Consider the following 22,750-nt stretch of genomic DNA (forward strand, 5'->3'; position numbering starts at 1 on the left):
TGCGGGCCAGCGCTCCGGCCAGCCGTCCCTGGGCCGGGCTCCGGCTCCTTGTGTCGGGATTTGGGCATCAGCAGGTTGGCTCCGAGGCCGCCCCTCCTGCGGGTGATCCGGGCGATACGGTAGAGCGTCATGAGATTGGTCCACGTCATGATCGCGGCATCCCTCGTAGCCGTCCTCACGGGATGTGGCGCCGAGACGGACGGATCGGCGGCACCGGAGCGGCCCGCCCAGGCCACCGCTCCGAACGCCATCCAGACGCCCTCCCCGCAGGCGGGAGCCATGGAGGTGCCCGCGCCTGATGTCCGTATCCCCACCGACCCCGTCAAGCTGGCCGGTGCTCTGAAGAAGACGACCGCCTCGCTGAACGAGGCGATCGACGGCTGGGTCAAGGGGTCGCAGGAGCGGCCGCCGCAGGACGTCGTGCTTCTCTCTCTTCATCAGCAGCGCATCTACCGGGCGATGGCCAGGAGCACGGCGCTGACCCAGGGGGTCGTCAGGCGGTTGCCCAAGGGGCTGGCCGCTGAGGCGCGCGACAACACCACGGCCATCGGGAAGCTGCTGTCCATGGCCCGTCCGATCAGTGCGGCGCAGCGCAAGCGGATGCGCCTGGTGGAGCCGCTGCCCGCCAAGCGCTTGCGCGGCTACATGGTGCGGGCCGAGCAGCGGTTCGGCGTTGAGTGGGAGGTCCTCGCTGCGATCATGCTCGTCGAGACGAAGTTCGGACGGGTCAGGTCGGCGAGCTCCACCGGGGCGCAAGGGCCCATGCAGTTCATGCCGGGCACGTGGCAGCAGTACGGGCTGGGCGGGGACGTCCACGACGCGCGTGACGCAGTACTCGCCGCGGCCAATTACCTCAAGGCGTCGGGGGCGCCGCGAGACTACCGGCGTGCGGTGTTCGCCTACAACCACGACCCCCGGTACGTGGATGCCGTCCTCGCGCACGCCCGCCAGATCAAGCGCGACTCGCGCAGCTTCTACGCGTACTACAACTGGCAGGTCTTCGTCCTATCCGCGCAGGGCGACGTCCGCCTCACCGGCCCCCGCTGACCATGTCGAGCATGCCCGGGCCAAGGCCGAAAGCCTGTCCTCCAGCCGCCCGACCAGTTGGTCCCGCCCGGCTGCGAGGATGGCCCGGCGTCTCCTCATGGCACGGAACATGTCCGTCCTGATAGGTGCGGCGACTACGGAAGCACTGGCGTCTCGGGCCATGGCCGCGTCCCCTCTGATTCGCAGGATGTTTGGCTGATCGCCTTCTCCGTCCGTGTTGCTGGAAACGTTTACACGATTTCCTGCGGGTGCTCCCCGAGTGATCTGTGAGGAATCTGTGAACGGTTGCTGCCAGTTCGGCTCACCCATCTCCCGACGTTCGCTGCTGATCGGAGCCGGCGCAGCGGCCTCGGCGTTCGCCCTGGGCACGCCGGCCTACGCGTCGGAGCGGGCCGCTGGTCAGGTGACGGGCGATCTCATCGACGTCCAGCTGCTGAACATCACCGACTTCCACGGCAACCTGCGCACCCCCACCTCGTCCGCGGACGGCTACCTGCCGGACGCCGACGGAAACCTCACGGTGCACGTCGGCGGCGCCGCCTATCTGGCGACGCACCTGCGACGGTTGCGAGCCGCGCAGAACTCGTTCTTCTTCTCCATCGGGGACAACTACTGCGGCAGCGAACCCCTGGACAACAAGATGCTCTCGGACGAGGGCCCGGTCGAGGTGTTGAACCAGCTCGGCCTGCAGTTTTCCACGCTGGGCAACCACGAGCTGGACTACGGCATCGACTATTTCCAGCGGCACATGGTCAGGGGTGTCCCGATCGGCGTGCCCGGTCGGGACTCCGGTTTCCGTGACTCGACAGGGCGACGGTTCAAGGGGCTTCGCTTTCCGTTCTACTCCGCCAACATGGTGTGGCGGAAGACGGGGCAGCCCGTGCTGCAGCCCTACAACATCGAGTACGTGACAGATCCGGACGGGCGCCGCTACCCCATCGGCTTCATTCACCTCACACTTGCCCACACCCCGACAGGTTCCAGCTCCTACAATCCCGACCTCGATGGGCTGGAGCCGATCGAGACGGCGAACCGGTACGCGCGGATGCTCAAGGAAAGGGGAGTCAACGCCCTGGTCGTGTGCGTGCACGACGGCGCGCAGCAGGTGGACAACTGGCACGCGCCGATCAACGGCTCCAAGATGGCGGCCGGCGGTCCGGCCCTCGAACTGGCGGCCAAGGCCGACCCGGACATCTGCGCGATCATCACCGGCCACTGGCACTGGTGGTTCAACGCGATGCTGCCCGACCCAGAGGGCAATCTCCGGCCCTTCGTGGAGGCGGGCCACGCCGGACAGATCATCAACGAGATCAACCTGAAGCTGGACCCGGCCACCGGCAAAGTGGTGCGTGACCTGACGAAGGCGACCAACCACCCGGTCACTCTCGATGTGCCCCCGGACCCGGAGATGCAGCGGATCGTCGACTACTGGACCGACCTGGGCAACCAACGGTACGCCACCACGGCGGGCCGGCTCACCGGTGACTTCACGCCCACACTGAACGCGAGCGGCGAGTCCACCATGGGCGACCTCGGCGCGGACCTGATGCTCTGGTCGGCGAACCGGAACCGCCAGGGCCGTGCCGACTTCGGCATGGTGGCGGCCAAGCCGATCAGCGGCTCCAACGCGGTGGCGGGAAAGCTGCTGTACGCCAAGGGCGCCAACCCTGCCGACCAGGATGGCCTGATCCTGTATGGGGAGGCGTACTCGCAGCTCGGTTACGAGAACCCGATCCTCACCGTCACGCTCACCGGCGAGCAGCTCCGGCAGGCGTTCGAACAGCAGTGGCAGCAGCGCACCGACGGGAGGGTCGTGTACGGGCCGCTCGCGTTCTCCGCCAACGTGCGCGCCACCTTCGACGCGACCAAGCCGCTCGGCCAGCACGTCGATCCCACCACGTTCCTCATCGACGGCCGCCCCCTCGACTTGACCGGGTCCTACCGCGTCGCCGGGCTGGCCTACTCCCTCATCGGGGCTGACGGCTACAGCGCGCTCGCGTCCTTCACCGACCCGTACCGGAACGGGCGCGATCACGAGGAGTTCATCGCCTACCTGCGCGAGCACAAGGAGATCAGCCCATCGCGCCAGGACCGGGTCACTGTCATCACCTGACCGCCGCCATCGCCGCTTGGGCGGACGGCGGTGCATGGAGCGGCTACGTCGTCGGGAGGCCGACCGCGTTGGACGCGTCGGCCTCGAAGTATTCCGTCGTGGCGAAGGGGCCGGCGTGATCCTCGAAGAAGCTCCTGACGCCGTCGATCGAGTCATGGACGATGACGTTCACTGCCTTGGTCCCGTCGGTGCTCGCCACCGCCAGCGTCCACTTGGCACCCTTGGGAAGCTGGCCGTACGCCTTCTTCAGGGAATCCCAGAAACCGTCGTTGTCGGAAATCGTGGAAACAGTCATGACGTGCACCGTGGCACTCTCCTCATTTACTCTCGGATTTACTCGGCAATTGATGTGAAGATACTGTGCGGCACCATTCTTGAAGTCGTAGATCGCGACGGTCTGAGGGTCCTCGAGCGGATCGTCAGAAGGCATCAAGAAGTGGGTCTCGCTGATCGGGTACAGCTCGTAGTCGAGCTGTTCTGGTTTGTTGAGGAGTTGCGCCTCCATGGGGTTCAGGGTGAATGTGAGGTGGAGTTTTCCGCGGTCGGCCGCCACTTCGTAGCGGGTGCCGGGGCGCTCGTAGGAGCCTTCGTACCTGGACAGGTCGAGAGCCAGGGTCGGGTCGGGCTCCGGCAGGTCGGGGATCGTGACCACGCCGAGGTCGGCCAGGATTTCGTTGAACACCTTCCGGTAGAAGCTGTCGCGCGGCCCGGCGTTCGCCAGCATCGAGACGGCGATGTTCGATTCCGGCAGGATCCGCAGGCGGGCGCTCTGGCTGACCGCACTGCCGTCGTGGGCGTAGACGGTTTGGCCGTGCCAATCGCACACGATGAGGCCGAGCGCCCATTCCGGCCCGAACATGTACGGGTCAGGTATGGGGACCCGCGACTCCGTCATCTCGCGGATGATGCCGGGTGAGACGATTCTGGTCCCGTTCGGCGCCTTTCCTTCGTTGAGGAAGACGTACGCCATCGTGAGCAGTTCCCGGGCTGTCGTGTTGACGTTGCCTCCGGGGCCGAAGGAGCGCGGCAGGTGACCCAGCGGTGAGAGGATGGGCCCCTCTTCGAGGGATCGGATCAGGTATCCGGTCGCGGCCCGGTTCTGGTCCGCGTGCTCACGCCGGCTGCTCGTCGAGGTCAGTCCCAAGGGGTCGAACAGGCGGTCCTTCATGATGTCGTCCCACCGCTTGCCGTCGGTCACCTCCATGATGCGGGCGAGGATCGCGTAGCCCAGGGCCGCGCTGTAGCCGTGAGTGTGGCCCAAGGGGTGGACCTGGCATGCGCCGGCGATGTTCTCCACCATGCGCTTGTACACGTCGTCGTCCTCGCCTGGATCTCCGTAGCTCTCCTCGATGCCGTTGGTGTGGTTGAGGAGATGGCGGGGTGTGACCTTGGCGCTGACGTCGGGGTCGGCGACCCGGAAATCAGGAAGGTAGGTCCGCACCGGCTCGTCCAGGGCGACTTTCCCCTCGTCGACGAGCTGCATGAAGGCGAGGGCGGTCCATGTCTTGGACACGGAGCCGCACTGGTAGATGGTGTCGGTCCTCGCGGGCTCCCGCGTGGAGATGTTCTTGACGCCGACGGCGAAGTCGGTGATCTCTCCGTCGCGGAGGACGCCGATCGCGGCGCTCGGGATCCGGTATTCCGCGAGCAGTTCGGAGACGCGAGCCCGCATCCGGGTCACATCCAATGCTCTTGCCATAAGGGGTTCCTCGTCTCGCCCGTTCCTTTCCAAGCGGGAAAAGGCTACGTTGCATTTCAAGCCTCGTCAACGAAAAGCCCTAACGGAGCCACTGAAATCCTGGGCTTTCTCGTCAATCGTTGCAACAGCATTGTTGATAAATGCAATCCACGCCAACCAGCCGTTGCAATGTACTGTTGGTGAACGCACCCGTGAACCCCGAACCGACAGGAGGGCGAGCCGATGCCCGGAGGCAGGCTGACCCACGAGCATCGCCGGCAGATCGCGATCTGGCTGGCCGAAGGGCTGGGATACGCCGAGATCGCCAGGCGGCTGGGCAGGCCCACGTCCACGATCAGCCGCGAAGTGGCACGCAACAGCGCGCCCGGCGGCTACCTGGCCGACCGCGCCCAGCAGGCCGCCGGGCAGCGCGCCCGCCGCAGACCAGTTCAGGCCACGGAGCCACCGGTCGACGGGCGGCCGGCCGAGTCCGTGCGCGGTTTCGTGGAGCAGTTCGCGACGCTGCTGGTCGGAACCGGCCTTTCCCGGATGCCCGCTCGCGTGTTCGTCTGCCTGCTCACCTCCGACTCCGGGGGCCTGACGTCCGCCGAGCTCGTACGCCAGCTGCAGGTCAGCCCGGCGTCGGTGTCCAAGGCCATCGGCTACCTCGAGGGGATCGAGCTGGTCAGGCGCACACAGGGTTCCGGCCGCCGCGAGCGGTACGTCATCGACGACGACGTCTGGCTCCGGGCGTTCAAAGCCGACACCGGGGCACACGCCGAGGTCGCGGAGGCCGCGCGGCACGGGATCGACATCTTCGGCGTCGGCACGCCCGCCGGCACCCGGCTGGGCCAGATGGCTCGGTTCTTCACCTGGATCAGCGAGCAGATGAACGACAGCGGCCTGACCGACGCCGTCATGCACGACGCGCTGACAGTGCTGGCCGCGCTGGTGTACGCCGCTCGGCCACTCACCATGGACGAACTCGCCACGGCACTGGGCTGGCCCATCCAGCGGGCGGCCGACGCCCTGGACGCGATCGGCCGTCGTCCGATCCTCTCCGACCCGCTCACCGTGGAGCAGGTCGGGCGCGGCGCGTACGCCGTCACCCCGAGGTCTGACCGCCTGAGCTCCGCGCAACGCGACGCACTGATCGTCAGTCCGTGCTCGACCCGAGGGAGTCGAAAATGACGAGGCCGGACAGACGTCGCAACCGCGATCCCTCCGGCCACACCCGCGCGGCGGCCGCGCCTCGTTCGGTGCGAGGGCGGACTTGCTTCACGGTCCTCCACGATTCAGCGCGGAAGGACCACCATCCACTCCCTGGTCGGTATCACGGCGGATCCGCGTCAGCGGAAGTCGTCCGCGTGCTCTTCCGCCCACGAGCGGAACGTCCGCGCCGGGCGGCCGAGCAGCCGTTCCACGGTGTCGGTCACCCGCTCGGGCGAGTCCACGAACCCCGCCCACGCCTTCAGCCTGGCCGCCACGAACTCGGCGTCCCCCCAGGCCGCCGTCAGTTGCTCGCGCGCGGTCTCCGGCGGCAGGTCCTCCCATCGCACCTCGCGCCCGATCGCCTCGCCGATGATCCGCACCTGCTCGGCATGGGTGAGGGACTCGGGGCCTGTGAGCACGTATCCGGCCCTGTCGTGCCCGGCGGAGGTGAGGACGTGGACGGCGACGGCCGCGATGTCGCGCTCGTGGATCAGCGACCTGGACGCCTGCCCGTACGGCCACCGCACGACCCCCTGCCTGACCTGGTCGGCCCAGCCGAGCGTGTTGGTGGCGAAGTCGATGGGCCGCAGGAACGTCCATCTCAATCCGGACTTTCGGATCTGCCGCTCGATCTCCTGGTGGAAGATCGTGGGCTGCTCACCGTCCTCGAGGTCGGGGACGTCGGTCGACAGGTACACGACGCGTCGGGCGTGCCGGGCAATCGCGTCCACCACGCCCGGTTGCACGGGAAGCCGCGGCCACATCAGGTAGACGCTCTCCACGTCGCGCAGCGCGGGCTCCAGCGTCGACGGGGACGACAGGTCGCCACGCGCCACCTCCACCCCTTCGGGAAGCGCGGCCCTGCCGGGGTCGCGCACCAGCGCGCGCACCTCGAGCCCCGCCTCGGCCAGCGAGGAGACGACGTGTCTGCCGACGCTTCCGGTCGCACCGGTCACCAGGATCTTGCTCATCCTGCGACCATAGAACCTCAAGCCGACTTGAGGTCAACCGCGGTCTGCTACTGTCGGTCGCGACGCGGGGTGCCCGGAGAACCGGGCTGAGATCACACCCGTAGAACCTGATCTAGTTCGTACTAGCGAAGGGACGTCGCATGTTCTGCGAGGAGATCTGGGCGCGCACGGCCAAACTGCTCGACGCGATCCACAGCCATCCGTTCAACGCCGCCCTCGGCGACGGCACCCTCGACAGGGACCGTTTCGCGTTCTACATCGTGCAGGACGGCCGCTACCTGGTGGCGTACGCCAAGGTGCTCGCGACGGCCTCGGTGCGCGCCACCGACCCCGCCGACGCTGCGTTCTTCGCCGGCAGCGCGCACACGGCGCTCGCCGTCGAGCGCGCCCTGCACACCGGCTACCTCGAGAAGTTCGGGCTGCAGGCCGACGAGGTGGCGGGCGTCGCCACCTCGCCGACCTGCCTGGCCTACGCGTCGTTCCTCCAGGCCACGGCGCTCGCCGCGCCCCTGCCCGTGCTCGCCGCCGCGGTGCTGCCGTGCTTCTGGGTGTACCAGGACGTCGGCGCGGCGCTGCTGGAACGCACGGCGGGTCGGCGCGACCATCCGTACCAGGCGTGGATCGCCACCTACTCCGACGCGGACTTCGCCGCCTCGGTGCAGCAGGCCAGAGCGATCGTCGACCGGCTGGCCGCCTCCGCCGACCCCGCGACACGCGAGGCGATGGCGGAGGCGTTCTGCCGGGCCACCGAGTACGAGTGGATGTTCTGGGACAGCGCGTGGCGGCTCGAAACCTGGCCCACGGCCCGCTGGCTCGGATAACTGTCGAGACGACGTCAGCCAACTCCTGCCGCTGCGGGACAAGATCCCGCCGATCCGCGGCCTGCGCGGTCACCGCGGCGGCTGTACGCCTTCGGACCTCACTTTGACAACCTCAGCTATTCTGCCAGGCGTTCTGCAAGTCGGTCGCGGATCCTCGTGGCGGCAGCGATGCGCTCGTCGAGGGCGGCCAGCCGGGCGCGAGCCTTCTCCAGCGCGAAGTGGCAGATCGGGCTGCCAGGCTGGGTGAAGTCGGCGGGCACCTCCCGGTCCAGCAGGTCGACGAAGGTCTGCACGTCGGTGAGGGTGAAGCCGAGGTTGAGCAGCTCCCGGATGTGGCGCACACGCTGCACGGCGCGCTCGTCGTAGTCGCGGTACCCGGCCGGGGACCGCCGTGGCTCCAGCAGCCCGTGCTGTTGGTACCAGCGCAGCGCCCGAGGGGTAGTGCCCGCGGCACGGGCGGCTTCTGCGATCCGCATGCCCCCCATGGTCACACACGGACGATGAGACCGCCGACGTAGCGTCCGGCCAGGAGGTCGATGAGCGCCTGCGGCGCGCTGTCCAAGCCTTCGACAACCGTGCACGGCTCGCGTAGCCCCAGCTTGCGCCACTCTTCGCGCAGGTGGGGATGGTCGGCCGCGGTGAACCCACGCAGGGTGATGCGCTTGCCGATCAGCGTCATCACGTCGAGCTCCACGGCGGCCGGGTCACCGCCGAGCTGGTGGGCCAGCGCTCCGCACAGCGCGATCCTGGCCCCTGGCCTGGCCAGCTGGACGGCCTCGCGTAGCTGGTGCCCGCCGACGGTGTCGAGCACCGCGTCCACTCCGTCGGGCGCCACATCGGCCATGCTGCCTGTGTGCCGGTCGTAGACGGCGTCGTAGCCGAGGTGGGCGGCGCGGTCGGGGGAGCCGGTGCTACCCACCACGCGGACCGCGCCCAGCAGGCGGGCGATGGGAGAGGCGATGCTGCCGACCGCGCCTGCCGCCCCCGTCACCAGGACTGTGTCGCCTGGCTGTACCTCTGCCGCGGCGCGCAAGCCCACGTAGGTGGTCAAGCCCTGTCCGAGGTGGCGCATCGCCTCCTCAGCGGAGGAGACCGGCTCGATCCGCTGGTAGGCGTCGACGACGGCGTATTCACGCCAGCCACGGCCGTGCCGCACCCAGTCACCGGGAGCCAGATCGGGATCGGTGGAGGCCACCACCTCGCCCACCGCAGGCCCGTACATGACCTCGCCCACCTGGTAGGCGGGCATCGGCGCCGCGGAACCACTCATGAGCGTGCGCATGGCGGCGGTGACGGCCATCCATCGGTTGCGCACCACCACCGGGCCGCTGATCGGGGACCGGGTCAGCTGGAAGAGGTTGAGCGTGACCGGCCGGCCAGTGGGGACGTGGGTGTCGAGGCGGACCTCGCGCGAGTCGAAAGCCACGCGCCGATCGTCGACCTTGACGCAGGCGTCAAGGTCAAGCCCAGCACTTCCCAAGCGTTGGAAAGCGGATCCGACAGCGCCGTCGCGGGGTGGCCCCCCGCTTATGGAACTCCGGCGTGACAGCGTCCAGGACCGACTCCTCATCGAACTCACGTGGACGTCCTGGGCGCGGAGAGGCGGCCTGTTGAGTTACCAGTTTCTATCGAGAGGTGGCCGCAGTCGTGGAACGGGCCAGGCGGCTGGCGGGCGCGGATCGCCGCGAGCAGGTGCTGAAGATCGCCGCAGCGGAGTTCGCGGCGCACGGGCTGCACGGGGTGTCCGCCGAGGTGATCGCTCGGAAGGCGGGCATCACGCACGCCTATGTCTTCCGCCTCTTCGGTACGAAGAAGCGACTGTTCCTTGAGGTCGTCCGCCGTGCCTTCGCCGCCATGGCCGGCGGCCTCGCCGAGGCCGCCGGTCCGGCCACGGGCCTGGAGGCGCTTGCGGCGATGGGGCGGCGTTACGACGCCGGCCCGGCCGACCGCACCCTGCTGCTGCTTCAGTTGCAGGCGTTCGCCGCGTGCGGCGACGCCGAGGTGCGCGCGGCGGTGCGGGTGAGCTTCGGCGAGTTGAGCCGAGTCCCGGACAACGGTCGCCGGCCGTCTGCTGGTGCCCACGCTGATGTTCATCGCCCTGATCGTCGCGGTGGTGGGCGGCCTCGGGGCGCCGCTGATCACCGCGGTGGCGGGTGAGTTCGGCGTCTCGCTGGCCGCGGCGCAGTGGACGCTCACCGCCCCGCTGCTGGTGGGCGCGATCGCCACCCCGGTCCTCGGGCGTCTTGGCACCGGGCCGCGCCGGCGTCAGGTCATCCTCGCCACCCTCGCCACGGTAGTGGCCGGCAGCCTGCTGACCGTGGTGCCGCCGTCGTTCGGCTGGTTGCCGGCCGGGCGGGTGGCCCAGGGCGCCGGCCTGGGCCTGACCGCGCTGATGATGGGCGTCTGGCGATCAGCCAGACCACCCTGTGGACCGGGAACCCGGCGCTCGCCTGCGTCCTGCCGCCGCCTGGGCCGGGGCGGCCTCGATGGCGGTGACGATGGTGGTCAGCCTGGTGCTGCGGCGTACCACCCAGGCGCGTCCGCGCTGATGGCGGCCTGTTGGCAGTGGTCGCCCTCCGCAGCCGGGTCCGAGCGCCCATCGTCGGATGGCTCGGTCATCAGCGCGAGTCCGCCGCGAGGTAGTCCTCGACGTCCCGCGTGACCTCCTCCTCGACCAGGTCGTTGTTGACGGCGATCGCGGCCGCCGATCCCATGCCGGCCGCGGTGACCACCTGCGCCCGCGGATTGACGACGTTGCCCGCCGCCCACACCCCCGGCACGCTGGTGCGGCCAGAGGGGTCGGTGCGCACCCAGCCGTTCTCGTCCCGCTCGCAGCCGAGGCCGGTCAGCAGGGCGTCGCGGGGGACCATGTGCGGGAAGACGAACACCGCGCTGCGCGGCACCTCCTGGCCGTCGGCCAGTTCCACCCCGCGCAACCGGTCGCCGTCGACCACCAGCCGCTTGACCTCGCCGTCGACGACGCGGACCCCACGGGCGGCCAGCCGCTCGCGTTCGTCGCCGGTCAGGTCGAGGACGTGCGGGAAGAAGACGATGTCGGCCGACCACTGCTGCAGCAGCAGCGCCTGGTGCACCGCGCCCGGGTGGCTGCCGAGCACCCCGATCGGCTCGTCGCGGACCTCGTAGCCGTGGCAGTACGGGCAGTGCAGCAGGTCCCTGCCCCACCGCTCCCGCACGCCGGGGAGCTCCGGCAGCTCGTCGCGCAGCCCGGTGGCCACCAGCACGCGGCGGGCCCCGAGCACCGGGCCCCCGGCCAGGTGCACCTGGAAGCCGTGGTCGATGTGGTCGTCGATGTGATCCACCCGGCCGTCGATCAAGCGCACGCCGTACTTGGCCACCTCCGCCCGGCCCACCTCCAGCAGGGACGCCGGGGGCATCCCGTCGCGGGACAGGAAGCCCTGCATGTGCGCGGCCGGGGCGTTGCGCGGCTCCCCGGTGTCCACCACCGCCACCCGGCGGCGGGCCCTGGCCAGCACCAGGGCGGCGTTCAGCCCGGCCGCGCCGGCACCGGCCACCACCACGTCGTACATCATGTCGTTCGTCGTCTCGCTCATGGCCCCCAGCCTGCGACCTCCGGCCCGCTGACGGCAATCTCTGTTGCCGTTTCCGGGACAAATGCGGTGCAATGGGAGGCGTGGAGCACTCACCAGCCATCGCCCAGGCGCTCGCCGAAGTCGGCCCCCGCCTCAAGCGCCTGCGCACCCGGCGCGGCGTCACCCTGGCCGCCCTGGCCGAGGCCACCGGCATCTCCAAGAGCACGCTGTCGCGGCTGGAGTCCGGCCAGCGCCGCCCCAGCCTGGAACTCCTGCTCCCCATCGCCCAGGCCCACCAGGTTCCCCTGGACGAGCTGGTCGGCGCCCCCGAAGTCGGTGATCCCCGCGTCCGTCTCACGCCCAGGCGGGTGAACGGCAACGTCGTGCTGCCCCTGACGCGGCAGCCCGGCCCGCTACAGACCTTCAAGATGGTCATCCCGGTCGGCCGGAACACCCCCGAGCCCTGCACCCACGAGGGCTACGAATGGCTCTACGTCCTCTCCGGACACCTGCGTCTGATCCTGGCCGACCGCGATCTGGTGCTGGGTCCGGGGGAGGCCGCCGAGTTCGACACCCGCCTGCCGCACTGGTTCGGCAGCACCGGCGACGGCCCCGTCGAAGTTCTCAGCCTCTTCGGGCGGCAGGGCGAGCGCATCCACGTCCGCGCCGCCCCGCGCTCCCGCCGCGACCAGCTCCAGGACGGACCGTAGGGCCGCACACGGGCTGAGGACCTGGCTACCTGCTGCGTGTGCGCGTCAGGGCTGTTCCGGTGTTCGCGGGACGAGCAGCCCTCGGTTGAACGCCTCGGTGACGGCGGCGGCGCGGTCGTTCACACCGAGCTTGGCGTAGATGTTCAGCAGGTGAGACTTGATGGTGGCCTCGGTGATGAACAGCTTGGCCGCCGCCTCGCGGTTCGTGGCCCCGGCCGCCACCAGTTGGAGGACTTCGACCTCCCGCTGGCTGAGCGGCCCCGGGGCAGAGGTGCGTAGGCGGCTCATCAGCAGGGCTGCCACCGAGGGGGCGAGCACCGACTCACCCCGGGCCGCGGCCCGGACCGCCCGCAGCAGCTCGTCGCGGGAGGCGTCCTTGAGGAGGTAGCCGGAGGCGCCGGCCTCGATCGCGGGTAGCACGTGGCTGTCGGTGTCGTAGGTCGTCAGCACCAGCACGCGGGCGTCACTTCCGCGCTCGGTGAGTTCCCTTGTCGCGCGCACCCCGTCCATGCCGGGCATCCGCAGGTCCATCAGGATCACGTCCGGACGCAGGGCCTCGGCCAGCTGAACCGCCTCGGCTCCGTCGGAGGCCTCTCCGAGCACCTCGAACTCCGGGTCGCGCGCGAACATGCTGCTCAAACCGTCCCTGACCACGGGATGGTCGTCCACGATCAGCAGCCTGATCGCGGTGCCGGGGCGGTTCACGCGCACACCTCCGCCCGCTCGGCGGGGACGCGGGCCGAGATCCCCGTACCGGTGCCCGGCTCCGACTCGATCTGCAGAGTCCCCGACAGGCCCTCGATCCGCTGTCGCATCGCGACCAGGCCGAACCCGCCGCGGTCGGCACGCAGCCCACCGGCGGCATCGTCTCCGAGCTGGTCCGGATCGAAGCCGCAGCCGTCATCGCGCACGTCCAGGGCCACCTCGTGGTCCAGGTACGACAGCGTCACCCCCACCCGGGTCGCCCGCGCGTGCTTGGCCACGTTGGCCAGCGCCTCCTGCGCGGTCCTGAGCAGCGTGACCTCAGCCTCCGGCCGCATCGGCCGCGCCGTGCCGGTCGTCGTGACCTGGACCGGGATCTCGTACAGGGCCGACCAACGCTCGGCCACGCCCGCCACCGCCTCGCTCAGCCGTGCCGATTGCAGCGGCTCAGGACGCAGCGCGTGCACCGATCGCCGCGCCTCAGCCAGACTCTCCCTGGCCAGCGTGGTCGCGGCCTCGATGTGCCTGCGCCATCCGGCCGGATCCTCGCCGGTGTGCGCGGCCGCGCGCAGCTGGCTGACAATGCCGGTGAGCCCCTGCGCGAGGGTGTCGTGGATCTCTCGCGCCATGCGCTGCCGCTCGTCATGCACACCGGCCTCCCTCGCCTGCGCCAGCAGCTGCTCGTGCAGGGCCGCGTTCTCTGCCAGCGTCGCCGCCAGCCTGCGGTTCGCCTCGCGCACCTCTTGGAGCGCCCGCTCGCGCTCCTCGTTCTGCAGGGCGCTGCGCCGGGCGAACCAGGCGAAGCCGCACATCGGGACGACGTTCGCGACCACGACGGCGACGTACGTGACCAGGCCGATCCAGGTGGTCTTGTCGATGCCGTACGCCTGCGCCGTGGCCGACACCACCGCCACCGCGGCGACGCCGGCCACCTCCCACGGCCAGCGCAGGACCCTGAAGGCGTAGACGTACCCCGCAGGCGTGAAGAGCCCGAACCACGGGTTCCTGATCACCAGGACAGCCGTGATCACGATCAGCACGGTGAAGAACACCGCCATCACGGGCGGGCGCTCGCGCCAGGCGGGATGCAGCGTGAAGACCCACAACATCCACGCCGCGGCCAGCGCGCACAGGACCAGATCGATGAGCGGGGACTCGCCCTCCGATAGCTTGCCGACCACCGTGACACCGGCCAGGATCGCCAGCAACGCGTACGGCCCGACAGTCACCACCGCAGACCAGCGCGGCACCGGACTGCTCATCCGCGCCCTCCTCCATGGCTCCTGCTCCCGGCTGCCAATCTAGCCGCAGCCAACAGTTCTACCTGGTGGCGAACAGCGAGCGCAGGTACCTGCCGTTCGCGATCATGACGATGCCCACCAGGAGCACCCCGCAGACGCCCTGTTCGATCCGCATCCACATGGGCAGAAATCCCGGGATCGAGATCAGGACCGCGATGGCCACCACCATGAGACCCGAGGCGATCCGCAACCGCAGATACGCGCGGCGGCGGCCACGGGCGGTGCCGACGACGAAGACGAGCATCAGCACGGAGGTGAAGGCGACGATCCCGCCGCGTATCCAGACCGCGTCGTTCACCAGCCCAGGATCACGGCGGAGCAGGTAGACGGCCACGAGCGTGAGCACGCTGAGGGCGACGTAGCCACTCACCAGGAGTTTCATGGCGCGAAACGCCGTCAGGCTGCGCGGCTGGTTCAGCGCTTGGCCGGAGATCACGTCAGGGCGTGAGCTGCGGGTGTTCATGGAGGCCCTCTCTTCTCTGGACGGCCTCCAGCGTCGCAACCCCACGACAGACCGCACATCGACCATTCACCTGGAACCGCGGCTGAACCGGCGGACCAACCGGATGGCTGAGCCGGTCAGCCGATCGGCTGACCGGAGTGGCCGCTGTCTCCCCGGAGCCCTTCCTGCCGCCGCACGCGGCAGTAGCTTGCGATGGCGTCACGCAGGTGAACCAGGGCGTCCGGATCGTTCAGCGCGGAGCCCACGGCGACTCCCCGGCACCCGGCGGCGAGGAACGCGGCCGCGTTGGAGGCGTCGATCCCACCGGTCGCGACGAACCGGACGCCGGGGAACGGCGCGAGCTGCGCGCGGATCCAGCCCGCACCCAGCTGCCTGGCGGGGAAGGCCTTGAGCCAGGTGAAGCCGTGGGCGAGGGCCGTCGCGATCTCCGTGGACGTGGCCACCCCCGGCAGGTGCGGCAGCCCCGCCCGCTGTGACTCCGCGACCACCTCCGGGTGGAAGCCCGGCGCGACCGTGAACCGGACGCCCAGCTCACGGACCGCCTTCAGCTGGGACGCCGTCGTCACCGTCCCAGCTCCGACGCTCTTGCCGCGCCGCTCCGCCACCTCAAGCGCCGCCCGCAGGGACGGCAGCGCGTCCGGCGTCTGCACGGGCACCTCGATCAGCTCGACCCCGAACTCCCACGCGTGCTCGCACATCTCCACGGTCGCCCCGGGATCGAGGTTGCGGAAGATGCCGAGAACCGGGTTGCGGTCGAGGTGGCTGCCGAAGAACTCATCGGCGTCCATGTGCGTCTCCTCCCCAGCCAAGGGCCTTCGAGATCTCGTACGCGGCGTCGCGGAACGCCTCGATGTGCCCGCGCAGCTCCTCCAGCGGCGCGACCGCGCGAAGCGCCGTGACGGAGATGCCGTGCGTGACCTTGCCCCGGGCGTCGAACACCGGCAGCGCCACGCAGGTGATGTAGTCCTCGTGCTCGCCGTCGTCCTCGGCCCACCCGCGCTCCCTGGTACGGGCCAGCTCCGCTTCGAGCGCGTCGCGGTCGGTGATGGTCGTGGGCGTGTAGCGGGTCAGGGTGGTGGCGTCGAGGACGCGCGCCCGGGTGCTGTCGTCCTGGTAGGCGAGGATGACCTTGGCGACGGCCGCGGTGTGCGGCTGGGCGGGCAGCCCGATGCGGGAGCCCATGGCCACGCTGCCGCGTCCGTCGATCTTGCCGACGTAGACCACCTGGTCGCCGACGAGCTCGCCGAGGTGCACGGTGTGCCCGTACCTCTCGCTCAGGTCGTGCAGGATCGGGTGCGCGAGCGAGCGGGCCTCCACCTGGTCGAGGGCCAGCTGGCCGAGCGCGATGAGCTGGAAGCCCATGCCGTACCCGCCACCGGTCACGCGCCGGACGAATCCGCCCTCTTCCAGCGTCTGCAGCAGGCGCAGCGCGGTCGACTTGTGCACGTCGAGGTGGTCGGCGATCTCGCCCAGGGTGCGGTGCCGCACCGAGACGAACCGGACGATGTCAATGGCGCGAGCGACGGTCTGCGACACGGTTGTCCGCCCCTTCGGAAAGCATGCCGGCGATCTCGTCGGCGGTGGGCAGGGCGGCCAGGTCCTCCGGGGACGTCAGGACACGGGACGCCGCGTAGTGGCCGAGGCGCAGCCTCGTGACCTCGTCGCGGTCGTCGAGGAACCCGCTCAGCCAGCCGGCGGCGAAGGCGTCGCCCGCGCCGACGGCGTCGACGACGTCGACCTGCGGGGATGGCACGCGGTGGACGCCTGAGGGCGTGAAGCTCACCGCCTCGACGGCGGCGTCCTTGACGATCAGGTACGCGGGCCGGTCGAGCAGCTCGCGGACGCTCTCGGCGTCGGACGTCCCCCACAGCGCCGCCGCCTCGTCCCTGCCGACGAAGACGACGTCGCTGTGCTGGGCGATCTCCAGCAGGACGGCGGGGGCGTCACCCGACCACAGGGCGGGACGGTGGTTGACGTCGAAGCTCACCAGAGCCGGCCGCAACGGACGTTCGAGCACGACGTGCCTGGTCAGGTCGAGGCACTGCGGGGAGATCGCCGCGGTGACGCCGGAGATGTGCGTCAGCCGCGCCAGCATGGCGGCCCAGCGGACGACGTCGGCGGCGCTCATGGCCGAGGCCGCCGAGCCGCGCCGGTAGTAGTACACGGCGGTGCCGGAGGGAGTCGGGTCCTTGAAGTACACGGCGGTGGGCCGCTGGTCGTCGCGGCGGACCAGGTCGACGTTCACCCCGTGCGCGCGCAGCGAGCCGACGACGATCTCGCCCAGCGGGTCGTTGCCGACCGCGCCGGCCCACGCCGTGCGGTGGCCGAGCATGGCCAGCAGCGCCGCCACGTTCGACTCCGCGCCTCCGGGCCGGAGCATGAAGGCGCTCTCGGCGTCGAGCCGCCCGCCCTGCCGCGGGGTGACCATGACCATGGTCTCCCCGATCGCGAGGACGTCGGCCGCTGTCACGAGGTCGGGCATCTCAGCCTCCTTCGGTGCTGGAGTCGAGTCCTATCCGTTGCACATAGCGCAATGCTTGTGCTCTATGTGCAATATATCGGACGCATGGGCCTGGGGCGTTTGCCGGGGTGCCCTCGCGGGAGGCGTTGGAGCGTCACTTCTTCCTCGACGGCGCTGACCGCGCCAGGCGGGTGACCTCGCGCCCGGGTCACGTCAGCGAAGAGGCCGCCCCCACGCATGACGCAACGCCGAGCCCGGCACATGCGCAGGAGACTGGCGCGTGAACTGAGGCATTGCATCAGCGTGCAAACGTTTTGACCGAGCAGAGCGCATCCAACAGTGTTGGCACCGAAGGCAGCGACACCGGCAGTGAGACGCACCGGTTCCGGCAGCAGCCCAGAACTGGTTCGCCCGTCAGCTCTGATCGGCCACGGCTGCCCATGTCGTCGAGCCGGCTTTCACGCCAGAAGCCAAGGCGCAGCAACCAAGGAGAACACCATGCGTCGTCGCCTCACCGCCCTCGCCCTAGCCATCATGGTCTCGACCGGCATGACCGCCGCATTCGCCGTGACCGCGCCAGCCGCGAACGCCAGCAAGTGCTGCTGACGCGGCCTTTGCGTCACTCGGTCCCGCACGCCACGGGGTGTCGGCACCAGGCCGGGGAGCGGGTCAGCGTGCGTTCCGCAGCGGTTCGGGCGTGTGGGCGTTCTCGGTGGGTTCCTGCGCGCGGGCGCGCGGCAGGGTGGCCAGCAGCAGGAGCAGCGCGCTCTGGGCGAGCATGCCGGGCGCCAGCGGCGGCGCGGCCCCGACCGACTTGCTGACGGCGTACCACCAGCGGGTCAGCGGGGAGAGAGTCTCCCACGTGGCGGCGTAGCGCTGGTCGAGCAGGCCCGCGTCGTAGTTGGCCGACACGTGCGCGTAGACGCCGAACATCGCCACCAGCAGCACGGCCAGCGCGAGCGCCCGCACCATCGTCAGGGGTCCGCCGGCGGCGAACGCCACCAGCGCGAGCGCGAGCAGGGCCAGCGCTCCCCAGGGGATCAACTGCTCCACCGTCTGCCAGTGGCGTTCGGCGGCCAGTTCCACCGCGGCGCCCATGATGCTGAGGAGGACCAGGGCCAGGAGCCCTCGGCGCAGCGTCATGGCGTCAGCGCCGAGACGATCTTGTGCACGGTCTCCTCGCCCGGGTTGTACTTGGCGAGGTTCTGCCTCAGCGACGTCAGGTCGCTGTCGCCGGCGTCGTAGGGCCGGTACTCGACGACCTCCCGGGCCCACCGCTCGGCGTTGGCCACCCCGGCGGCCTGCAGCGCAGCGGCGATCTGACTCTCGTCGGCGGTGTTCGCCGAAACCTTGCCCGCCTGGCCGGACGCGCTCGCGGTCGACGTGCTCGCACCGGTGGCGGCGGCCTGGTCCGTCGCCGAGGTGCAGGCGGTGAGGGAGACAGCGGTGGCGATCGCCGCCAGGGAGAGTTTGCTCTTATTTGGTGTCATGCGGACCATCCGGGACGAGGTTGCTCGGTCGCCTCAACGCTCTCCGCCCCGTCTCAGATGAATCTCGGCAAATCATGAAGATCAGGTGAGAAACACCCCGAACTCCCGGCTGAACCAGGGGTCAGACCCTCTTGGCCTGGTACGTGGTGAGGACGTCGAGCAGGCCGGGGAACGCCTCGTCCATCTCGGCGCGGCGGAGGGCGTTCATCCGCGCGGTCCCGACGTAGTACTGCCGGATCAGGCCCGCCTCGCGCAGCACCTTGAAGTGGTGGGTGGCGGTTGACTTGCTGACGGCGATGTCGAACGACCCGCACTTGAGGTCCTCGCCGGCGGCGTCGAGCTGCGTGACGATGCTCCGCCGTACCGGATCGACGAGGGCCTCCAGTACCTGCTGGAGGTCGACCTGCGACACCTCTGGGTGCATCGGTGTACGTCCCATGGGGCCAATAGTACGACACTCATCAAAGTTTGACGACGGTCGTACTTATGCGCCACAGTGGACCGCGTTCACGGCGAGCGAAGGACGGTGGCCATGTCAAGGACTGTGCGGTTCCACGAGATCGGCGGACCCGAGGTGATGCGGCTGGAGGACCTGGAGGCAGGCGAGCCGGGACCGGGCGAGGTGCGCATCCGGGTGGACGCGATCGGGATCAACCGGGCCGAGGCGCTGTTCCGGCGCGACCAGTACATCGAGCCGGTCAAGCAACTGCCCGCCAGGCTCGGCGCCGAGGCCGCCGGCGTGATCGAGGCGGTCGGCCCGGAGGTGGCCGGGTTCGCGGAGGGGCAGGCGGTCAGTGTCGTGCCGGCCTTCTCGCAGAACGACTACGGCATGTACGCCGAGCGGGCGATCGCGCCGGCGACCGCGCTCCTGCCCCGTCCCGACGGGGTGGACGCGGTGTCCGGCGCGGCGGTGTGGATGCCCTACCTCACGGCCTACGGCGCGCTGGTGGAGGTGGGCGGGATGCGGGCGGGCGACGTGGTGGTGCTGAACGCGGCCTCCAGCAGCGTCGGACTGGCCGCGATCCACACCGCCAACCGCGTGGGCGCCACGCCGATCGCCGTCACCCGCACCCGCGCCAAGAGGCAGCGGCTGATCGAGGAGGGCGCGGCCGAGGTGATCGTCTCGCAGGAGGAGGACGTGGCGGGACGAGTGCTGACGCTGACCGGCGGCAGGGGCGCCGAGTACGTCTTCGACGCCGTCGCGGGACCTGGCGTGATGGAACTGGCCCGAGCCGTGGCCGCCGGCGGGACTCTGTTCCTGTACGGCGCGCTGAGCGGGCAGCCGACGCCCTATCCGGCGTTCGACCTGGGGATGCCCGCGCTGAACATGCGGACGTACACGGTGTTGGAGACCACCAAGGCCCCAGAGCGGATCCGCCGCGCTGCGGAGTTCGTCGCCTCGGGCCTGCGTACCGGGGCCTTCCGCCCGATGGTGGATCGCCTGTTCCCGCTGGAGGAGATCGTGCAGGCACACCGGCACATGGAGTCCAACACCCAGTTCGGCAAGATCGTGGTCACCGTGGCCCACTGACGACGGCGCGGAGACGGTGTCCTCGGAGGAGTCATCGCGGGCCCGGTGACGCGCAGCCGTCCGCGACTGACGCGGTCCGGGCTGATGGTGGCTACAGGGACCGCCCGGTCGCGTACTGATAAGAGGCCGCGACGACGCTCTTGGCCGCCTCAAGCTCCTGCTCCGTCCGCGGCCCGTACAGCATCACCACGTTGATGGTGGGTGAGTACAGGGGATGCCGCTCACCCCAGCCCTTGGCGATGAGCTCTCGCTGGTCCTCCTGAGACAGGGCCAGGTGCAGGCTGCCGTCGATGTGGATGTGCGCGAACTCGGCGACCAGACGGGGCGGCAGGAGCACCGCTCCCTCCGGTGGCTGTGCGTCGTCGTTCAGGAAGAAGGCGACGGAGCGGGGCTCGGCGATCTCGCTGGGCCTGACCTCGGTGGCGGGAAGCTCGCTGCTCATCCACTGCTTCAACTGCTCGCGGAGCTCTCCGGGGCTGTTCTGGCTGAGCTGGACGTGTGGCACGGACGGGCCGGTACGGGGCCGGTCACCGGCACGGGTGGGAAGCGACAGCATGATGGACTCCTCACATACGGTTCGGTGGGGATGTTCAGAAAGCGATGGCCTGACCTCGCGGATGCTCAGCTGATCCACGCGGGCGACAGGAGGGCTCCTCAGAGCGGAAACCGGACTGATGCCAGCTTGCCCGCCGGCGGCCGTCGCCCTCACCGCCCGTTCGGGCGGCATCCACTGCCCGAACGGACAGCGCCCCTGCCCGCCCGGGGCGCCTACCATCTCGCACATGGAGCTTCCGGACCCGCGTACCGTGCTGGCCGCCACCGCGTCCGTGCTGCAAGCGCCGATCGGCGCCATGCTGGAACCCCTGTCACGGGCACTGGCGGAATTCCTGCCCCACCGGGGGGTGGCCATGCTCACCGGCGACTGCGCTCGGCATCCGATGAGGGCCTACGGCGACAGCGCGATCACCGAGAAGATCACCAGCGCGGAGCTGGCCCGCGTGGGTGGCACTGTCGGCGTGGGCAAGCCGTGGTACAGCAGGGCGCGCCTGGCGGGGGAGGACCTGCCGGCGCTCGCCGTGGCCTCCCGCCCGGCCGGGGCGTCCGGCGCCCTGCTCGTGGTGGTGACGTCCGGCGAGCCCACCGACCCGGTATGCGATCTGGTGCAGCGGCTGTGGGACCTCGTCGCGATGCAGCTGACGCAGCGGGCCGGGAACCTGCCGCCCGCCGACCTCAACGGCAACCGGCTGGCCGCCGGAGAACGAGCCCGCGCCATAGCCGAGCTCACCAGCGCCCACGCCGCCACGTTGCAGTCCCTGCTCAGCACGTTGCGCAGCCGCACACTCGACGACGCCGCCGCTCGGCGCACCGCCACCGACCTGGCGGTGTCGGCGCTGATCGAGCTGCGTGCCGCCGCCGACCTCGACTCCTCGCTGAGCGAGGAGCCTGCCGGGACGGCCTTCGACAGCCTGGCCGACAAGCTGGCGCCGCTGACCCGCTACAGCCAGGTATCGCTGGAACTGGCCGGCCCGCCCGACCGCGACCGCGTCCTGCCTGGAGATATCGCCAACACCGCCCAAACCCTGGTGCGGGGCGCCGTGGTGGTCATGCTCGACCATGACGGCCTGACCAGGATCCGCGTGACCTGGGAAACGTCGGAGTCCGAGCTCCGCCTCCTCGTCCGCGACGACGGCCCAGGCACGCTGACCGCCCAGGCCCTGCCCATGCGCCGCCTGGCCGAGCTGGCCGGGGCCGTGGGCGGCAGCCTCTCCCTCGACGCCGTCCCGGGCTGGGGCACCACGGTAGGCGCGGCGCTGCCGCTCGGGCCGCCCGCGCCCGCGGCCCCCGACGCCGCGCTGGCCGGGCTCAAGCCGCGTGAGCTGGAAGTGCTCGAACGGCTGGCGCGCGGCCTGCGCAACCGGCAGATCGCCGAAGACCTGCTGATCAGCGAGCACACGGTGAAGTTCCACGTGGCCAACATCCTGGACAAGCTGGGGGTGGGTACGCGTACCGAGGCCGCGGCCCTCGCGCACGCCTCCGGGCTGGCCACGCTCGCCTGACCGCGGCTCGCCCGCCAGCGCAGGCGGCACGCGTTTGCCGACTGTACCTACTAGTATGTACGATCGTGGTCATGGACACGAGGGAACGACTCATCGAGAGCGCCCGTGAGCTGCTGTGGGAGCGCGGCTACGTGGGCACGAGCCCGAAGGCGATCCAGGAGCGATCCGGAGCAGGCCAAGGCAGCATGTACCACCACTTCCGCGGCAAGCCCGACCTGGCGCTCGCCGCGATCAGTCGCAGCGCCGAAGAGCTGAGAGGCAGGGCGGAGGCCGCGTTCACCCTTCCGGGAACCGTGGTCGAGCGGGTCGCCGCCTACCTGCGCCGGGAACGGGACACCCTGAAGGGCTGCCCGGTCGGCCGGCTCACCCAGGACCCGGACGTGATGGCAGACCCGGAACTACGCAGGCCGGTCGAGGAGACCTTCGCCTGGCTCACCGACCGGCTGGCGGGGCTGCTGGCGGAGGGGCGCGCGAACGGTGAGCTTGACGCCGGGCTCGACCCTGCGGCCACGGCCGCCGCGCTGGTCGCGGTGCTGCAGGGCGGCTACGTGCTGGCCCGCGCCGCCGGCTCGGCCGAGGCGTACGCGCGGGCCGTCGACGGCGCCCTCGGCCTGCTCGCCGGCCACGTCCGCTGAGACATCA

Annotated in this window: 25 protein-coding genes and 1 riboswitch; of the genes, 10 read left to right on the forward strand and 15 right to left on the reverse strand. The window is 70.2% G+C overall.

What is annotated here, in order from left to right:
• Nucleotides 1-129 precede the first annotated feature (129 nt).
• Nucleotides 130-1,047, forward strand: a complete 918-nt coding sequence (locus ABT294_RS26210; protein WP_350808897.1) for a transglycosylase SLT domain-containing protein — start codon at nt 130-132, stop codon at nt 1,045-1,047.
• Between the two features lie 277 nt (nt 1,048-1,324).
• Nucleotides 1,325-3,160 carry a bifunctional metallophosphatase/5'-nucleotidase gene (locus ABT294_RS26215; RefSeq protein ID WP_350808898.1) on the forward strand — a complete coding sequence of 612 codons (1,836 nt, stop codon included), beginning with the start codon at nt 1,325-1,327 and terminating at the stop codon, nt 3,158-3,160.
• Nucleotides 3,161-3,203: 43 nt separating this feature from the next.
• Here the strand turns inward: ABT294_RS26215 and ABT294_RS26220 are convergent, their stop codons facing one another.
• A complete protein-coding gene (locus ABT294_RS26220) occupies nt 3,204-4,859 on the reverse strand; it encodes a serine hydrolase (RefSeq protein ID WP_350808899.1) in 1,656 nt (551 codons plus the stop codon).
• Between the two features lie 222 nt (nt 4,860-5,081).
• Between ABT294_RS26220 and ABT294_RS26225 the strand changes: the two genes are divergently transcribed.
• Complete coding sequence (locus tag ABT294_RS26225) at nt 5,082-6,029, forward strand: GbsR/MarR family transcriptional regulator (protein ID WP_350808900.1); 948 nt, start codon at nt 5,082-5,084, stop codon at nt 6,027-6,029.
• Nucleotides 6,030-6,187: 158 nt separating this feature from the next.
• Here ABT294_RS26225 and ABT294_RS26230 read toward each other — a convergent pair whose 3' ends face one another.
• Nucleotides 6,188-7,021 (reverse strand): NmrA family NAD(P)-binding protein, encoded by an 834-nt coding sequence (locus ABT294_RS26230; protein WP_350808901.1) that lies wholly within the window; start codon nt 7,019-7,021, stop codon nt 6,188-6,190.
• Between the two features lie 55 nt (nt 7,022-7,076).
• Nucleotides 7,077-7,172: riboswitch (TPP riboswitch) on the forward strand.
• Between ABT294_RS26230 and tenA the strand changes: the two genes are divergently transcribed.
• The gene (tenA, locus tag ABT294_RS26235) at nt 7,162-7,842 is read left to right on the forward strand and encodes a thiaminase II (protein ID WP_350808902.1); all 681 of its coding nucleotides are present in this window, start codon (nt 7,162-7,164) and stop codon (nt 7,840-7,842) included. It overlaps the preceding riboswitch by 11 nt.
• Nucleotides 7,843-7,958: 116 nt before the next feature.
• Here the strand turns inward: tenA and ABT294_RS26240 are convergent, their stop codons facing one another.
• Entirely contained in the window at nt 7,959-8,318 is a 360-nt protein-coding gene (locus tag ABT294_RS26240; protein ID WP_350808903.1) for a MerR family transcriptional regulator, read from the reverse strand.
• An 11-nt stretch (nt 8,319-8,329) separates the two neighbouring features.
• Nucleotides 8,330-9,268: a zinc-binding dehydrogenase gene (locus tag ABT294_RS26245; protein ID WP_350808904.1), complete on the reverse strand. Its 939-nt coding sequence runs from the start codon at nt 9,266-9,268 to the stop codon at nt 8,330-8,332.
• A gap of 209 nt (nt 9,269-9,477) precedes the next feature.
• On the opposite strand from ABT294_RS26245, the gene ABT294_RS26250 reads away from it, so the two are divergent.
• Both ABT294_RS26250 and ABT294_RS26255 read left to right on the forward strand, forming a co-directional pair.
• Nucleotides 9,478-9,999: a TetR/AcrR family transcriptional regulator gene (locus ABT294_RS26250; RefSeq protein WP_350808905.1), complete on the forward strand. Its 522-nt coding sequence runs from the start codon at nt 9,478-9,480 to the stop codon at nt 9,997-9,999.
• A complete protein-coding gene (locus ABT294_RS26255; RefSeq protein ID WP_350808906.1) occupies nt 9,929-10,504 on the forward strand; it encodes an MFS transporter in 576 nt (191 codons plus the stop codon). Before ABT294_RS26250 ends, ABT294_RS26255 begins: the two co-directional genes overlap by 71 nt.
• Here ABT294_RS26255 and ABT294_RS26260 read toward each other — a convergent pair.
• Entirely contained in the window at nt 10,461-11,414 is a 954-nt protein-coding gene (locus tag ABT294_RS26260) for an NAD(P)/FAD-dependent oxidoreductase (RefSeq protein WP_350808907.1), read from the reverse strand. The genes ABT294_RS26255 and ABT294_RS26260 overlap by 44 nt on opposite strands.
• 71 nt (nt 11,415-11,485) lie before the next feature.
• Between ABT294_RS26260 and ABT294_RS26265 the strand changes: the two genes are divergently transcribed.
• Entirely contained in the window at nt 11,486-12,103 is a 618-nt protein-coding gene (locus ABT294_RS26265) for a helix-turn-helix domain-containing protein (protein ID WP_350808908.1), read from the forward strand.
• A gap of 45 nt (nt 12,104-12,148) precedes the next feature.
• Here ABT294_RS26265 and ABT294_RS26270 read toward each other — a convergent pair whose 3' ends face one another.
• The 9 genes from ABT294_RS26270 to ABT294_RS26310 all read right to left on the reverse strand — a co-directional run bounded on the left by ABT294_RS26270 (nt 12,149) and on the right by ABT294_RS26310 (nt 18,959).
• Nucleotides 12,149-12,808 carry a response regulator gene (locus ABT294_RS26270; RefSeq protein ID WP_350808909.1) on the reverse strand — a complete coding sequence of 220 codons (660 nt, stop codon included), beginning with the start codon at nt 12,806-12,808 and terminating at the stop codon, nt 12,149-12,151.
• The gene (locus ABT294_RS26275; RefSeq protein ID WP_350808910.1) at nt 12,805-14,067 is read right to left on the reverse strand and encodes a sensor histidine kinase; all 1,263 of its coding nucleotides are present in this window, start codon (nt 14,065-14,067) and stop codon (nt 12,805-12,807) included. Before ABT294_RS26275 ends, ABT294_RS26270 begins: the two co-directional genes overlap by 4 nt.
• Nucleotides 14,068-14,125: 58 nt before the next feature.
• Nucleotides 14,126-14,569 carry a hypothetical protein gene (locus ABT294_RS26280; protein WP_350808911.1) on the reverse strand — a complete coding sequence of 148 codons (444 nt, stop codon included), beginning with the start codon at nt 14,567-14,569 and terminating at the stop codon, nt 14,126-14,128.
• A 116-nt stretch (nt 14,570-14,685) separates the two neighbouring features.
• A complete protein-coding gene (locus tag ABT294_RS26285) occupies nt 14,686-15,357 on the reverse strand; it encodes a bifunctional 4-hydroxy-2-oxoglutarate aldolase/2-dehydro-3-deoxy-phosphogluconate aldolase (protein ID WP_350808912.1) in 672 nt (223 codons plus the stop codon).
• Nucleotides 15,344-16,105 carry an IclR family transcriptional regulator gene (locus tag ABT294_RS26290; protein WP_350808913.1) on the reverse strand — a complete coding sequence of 254 codons (762 nt, stop codon included), beginning with the start codon at nt 16,103-16,105 and terminating at the stop codon, nt 15,344-15,346. Before ABT294_RS26290 ends, ABT294_RS26285 begins: the two co-directional genes overlap by 14 nt.
• Entirely contained in the window at nt 16,077-17,051 is a 975-nt protein-coding gene (locus tag ABT294_RS26295; RefSeq protein WP_350808914.1) for a sugar kinase, read from the reverse strand. The genes ABT294_RS26290 and ABT294_RS26295 overlap by 29 nt, the downstream gene beginning before the upstream one ends.
• A gap of 648 nt (nt 17,052-17,699) precedes the next feature.
• Entirely contained in the window at nt 17,700-18,173 is a 474-nt protein-coding gene (locus ABT294_RS26300) for a hypothetical protein (RefSeq protein WP_350808915.1), read from the reverse strand.
• Nucleotides 18,170-18,520, reverse strand: a complete 351-nt coding sequence (locus ABT294_RS26305) for a hypothetical protein (protein WP_350808916.1) — start codon at nt 18,518-18,520, stop codon at nt 18,170-18,172. Before ABT294_RS26305 ends, ABT294_RS26300 begins: the two co-directional genes overlap by 4 nt.
• Before the next feature lie 121 nt (nt 18,521-18,641).
• Complete coding sequence (locus ABT294_RS26310; protein WP_350808917.1) at nt 18,642-18,959, reverse strand: ArsR/SmtB family transcription factor; 318 nt, start codon at nt 18,957-18,959, stop codon at nt 18,642-18,644.
• 93 nt (nt 18,960-19,052) lie between these two features.
• Here ABT294_RS26310 and ABT294_RS26315 point away from each other — a divergent pair, with 93 nt between their 5' ends.
• Complete coding sequence (locus ABT294_RS26315) at nt 19,053-20,051, forward strand: zinc-dependent alcohol dehydrogenase family protein (RefSeq protein WP_350808918.1); 999 nt, start codon at nt 19,053-19,055, stop codon at nt 20,049-20,051.
• 91 nt (nt 20,052-20,142) lie between these two features.
• Here ABT294_RS26315 and ABT294_RS26320 read toward each other — a convergent pair whose 3' ends face one another.
• The gene (locus tag ABT294_RS26320; protein WP_350808919.1) at nt 20,143-20,607 is read right to left on the reverse strand and encodes a luciferase domain-containing protein; all 465 of its coding nucleotides are present in this window, start codon (nt 20,605-20,607) and stop codon (nt 20,143-20,145) included.
• Between the two features lie 226 nt (nt 20,608-20,833).
• On the opposite strand from ABT294_RS26320, the gene ABT294_RS26325 reads away from it, so the two are divergent.
• Nucleotides 20,834-22,108, forward strand: coding sequence for a helix-turn-helix transcriptional regulator (locus tag ABT294_RS26325; protein WP_350808920.1), 1,275 nt, complete (start codon nt 20,834-20,836; stop codon nt 22,106-22,108).
• A 71-nt stretch (nt 22,109-22,179) separates the two neighbouring features.
• A complete protein-coding gene (locus tag ABT294_RS26330) occupies nt 22,180-22,743 on the forward strand; it encodes a TetR/AcrR family transcriptional regulator (RefSeq protein ID WP_350808921.1) in 564 nt (187 codons plus the stop codon).
• Nucleotides 22,744-22,750 lie beyond the last annotated feature (7 nt).

The organism is Nonomuraea sp. NPDC000554 (assembly GCF_040300065.1).
GTDB lineage: Bacteria > Actinomycetota > Actinomycetes > Streptosporangiales > Streptosporangiaceae > Nonomuraea.

Coding starts and splice junctions, on each gene's coding strand:
- ABT294_RS26210 (WP_350808897.1), top strand. CDS start 130: ATGAGATTGGTCCACGTCATGATCGCGGCATCCCTCGTAGCCGTCCTC.
- ABT294_RS26220 (WP_350808899.1), bottom strand. CDS start 4,859: ATGGCAAGAGCATTGGATGTGACCCGGATGCGGGCTCGCGTCTCCGAA.
- ABT294_RS26225 (WP_350808900.1), top strand. CDS start 5,082: ATGCCCGGAGGCAGGCTGACCCACGAGCATCGCCGGCAGATCGCGATC.
- ABT294_RS26230 (WP_350808901.1), bottom strand. CDS start 7,021: ATGAGCAAGATCCTGGTGACCGGTGCGACCGGAAGCGTCGGCAGACAC.
- tenA (WP_350808902.1), top strand. CDS start 7,162: ATGTTCTGCGAGGAGATCTGGGCGCGCACGGCCAAACTGCTCGACGCG.
- ABT294_RS26240 (WP_350808903.1), bottom strand. CDS start 8,318: ATGCGGATCGCAGAAGCCGCCCGTGCCGCGGGCACTACCCCTCGGGCG.
- ABT294_RS26255 (WP_350808906.1), top strand. CDS start 9,929: ATGTTCATCGCCCTGATCGTCGCGGTGGTGGGCGGCCTCGGGGCGCCG.
- ABT294_RS26260 (WP_350808907.1), bottom strand. CDS start 11,414: ATGAGCGAGACGACGAACGACATGATGTACGACGTGGTGGTGGCCGGT.
- ABT294_RS26265 (WP_350808908.1), top strand. CDS start 11,486: ATGGGAGGCGTGGAGCACTCACCAGCCATCGCCCAGGCGCTCGCCGAA.
- ABT294_RS26275 (WP_350808910.1), bottom strand. CDS start 14,067: ATGAGCAGTCCGGTGCCGCGCTGGTCTGCGGTGGTGACTGTCGGGCCG.
- ABT294_RS26280 (WP_350808911.1), bottom strand. CDS start 14,569: ATGAACACCCGCAGCTCACGCCCTGACGTGATCTCCGGCCAAGCGCTG.
- ABT294_RS26285 (WP_350808912.1), bottom strand. CDS start 15,357: ATGGACGCCGATGAGTTCTTCGGCAGCCACCTCGACCGCAACCCGGTT.
- ABT294_RS26295 (WP_350808914.1), bottom strand. CDS start 17,051: ATGCCCGACCTCGTGACAGCGGCCGACGTCCTCGCGATCGGGGAGACC.
- ABT294_RS26300 (WP_350808915.1), bottom strand. CDS start 18,173: ATGACGCTGCGCCGAGGGCTCCTGGCCCTGGTCCTCCTCAGCATCATG.
- ABT294_RS26305 (WP_350808916.1), bottom strand. CDS start 18,520: ATGACACCAAATAAGAGCAAACTCTCCCTGGCGGCGATCGCCACCGCT.
- ABT294_RS26310 (WP_350808917.1), bottom strand. CDS start 18,959: ATGGGACGTACACCGATGCACCCAGAGGTGTCGCAGGTCGACCTCCAG.
- ABT294_RS26315 (WP_350808918.1), top strand. CDS start 19,053: ATGTCAAGGACTGTGCGGTTCCACGAGATCGGCGGACCCGAGGTGATG.
- ABT294_RS26320 (WP_350808919.1), bottom strand. CDS start 20,607: ATGCTGTCGCTTCCCACCCGTGCCGGTGACCGGCCCCGTACCGGCCCG.
- ABT294_RS26325 (WP_350808920.1), top strand. CDS start 20,834: ATGGAGCTTCCGGACCCGCGTACCGTGCTGGCCGCCACCGCGTCCGTG.
- ABT294_RS26330 (WP_350808921.1), top strand. CDS start 22,180: ATGGACACGAGGGAACGACTCATCGAGAGCGCCCGTGAGCTGCTGTGG.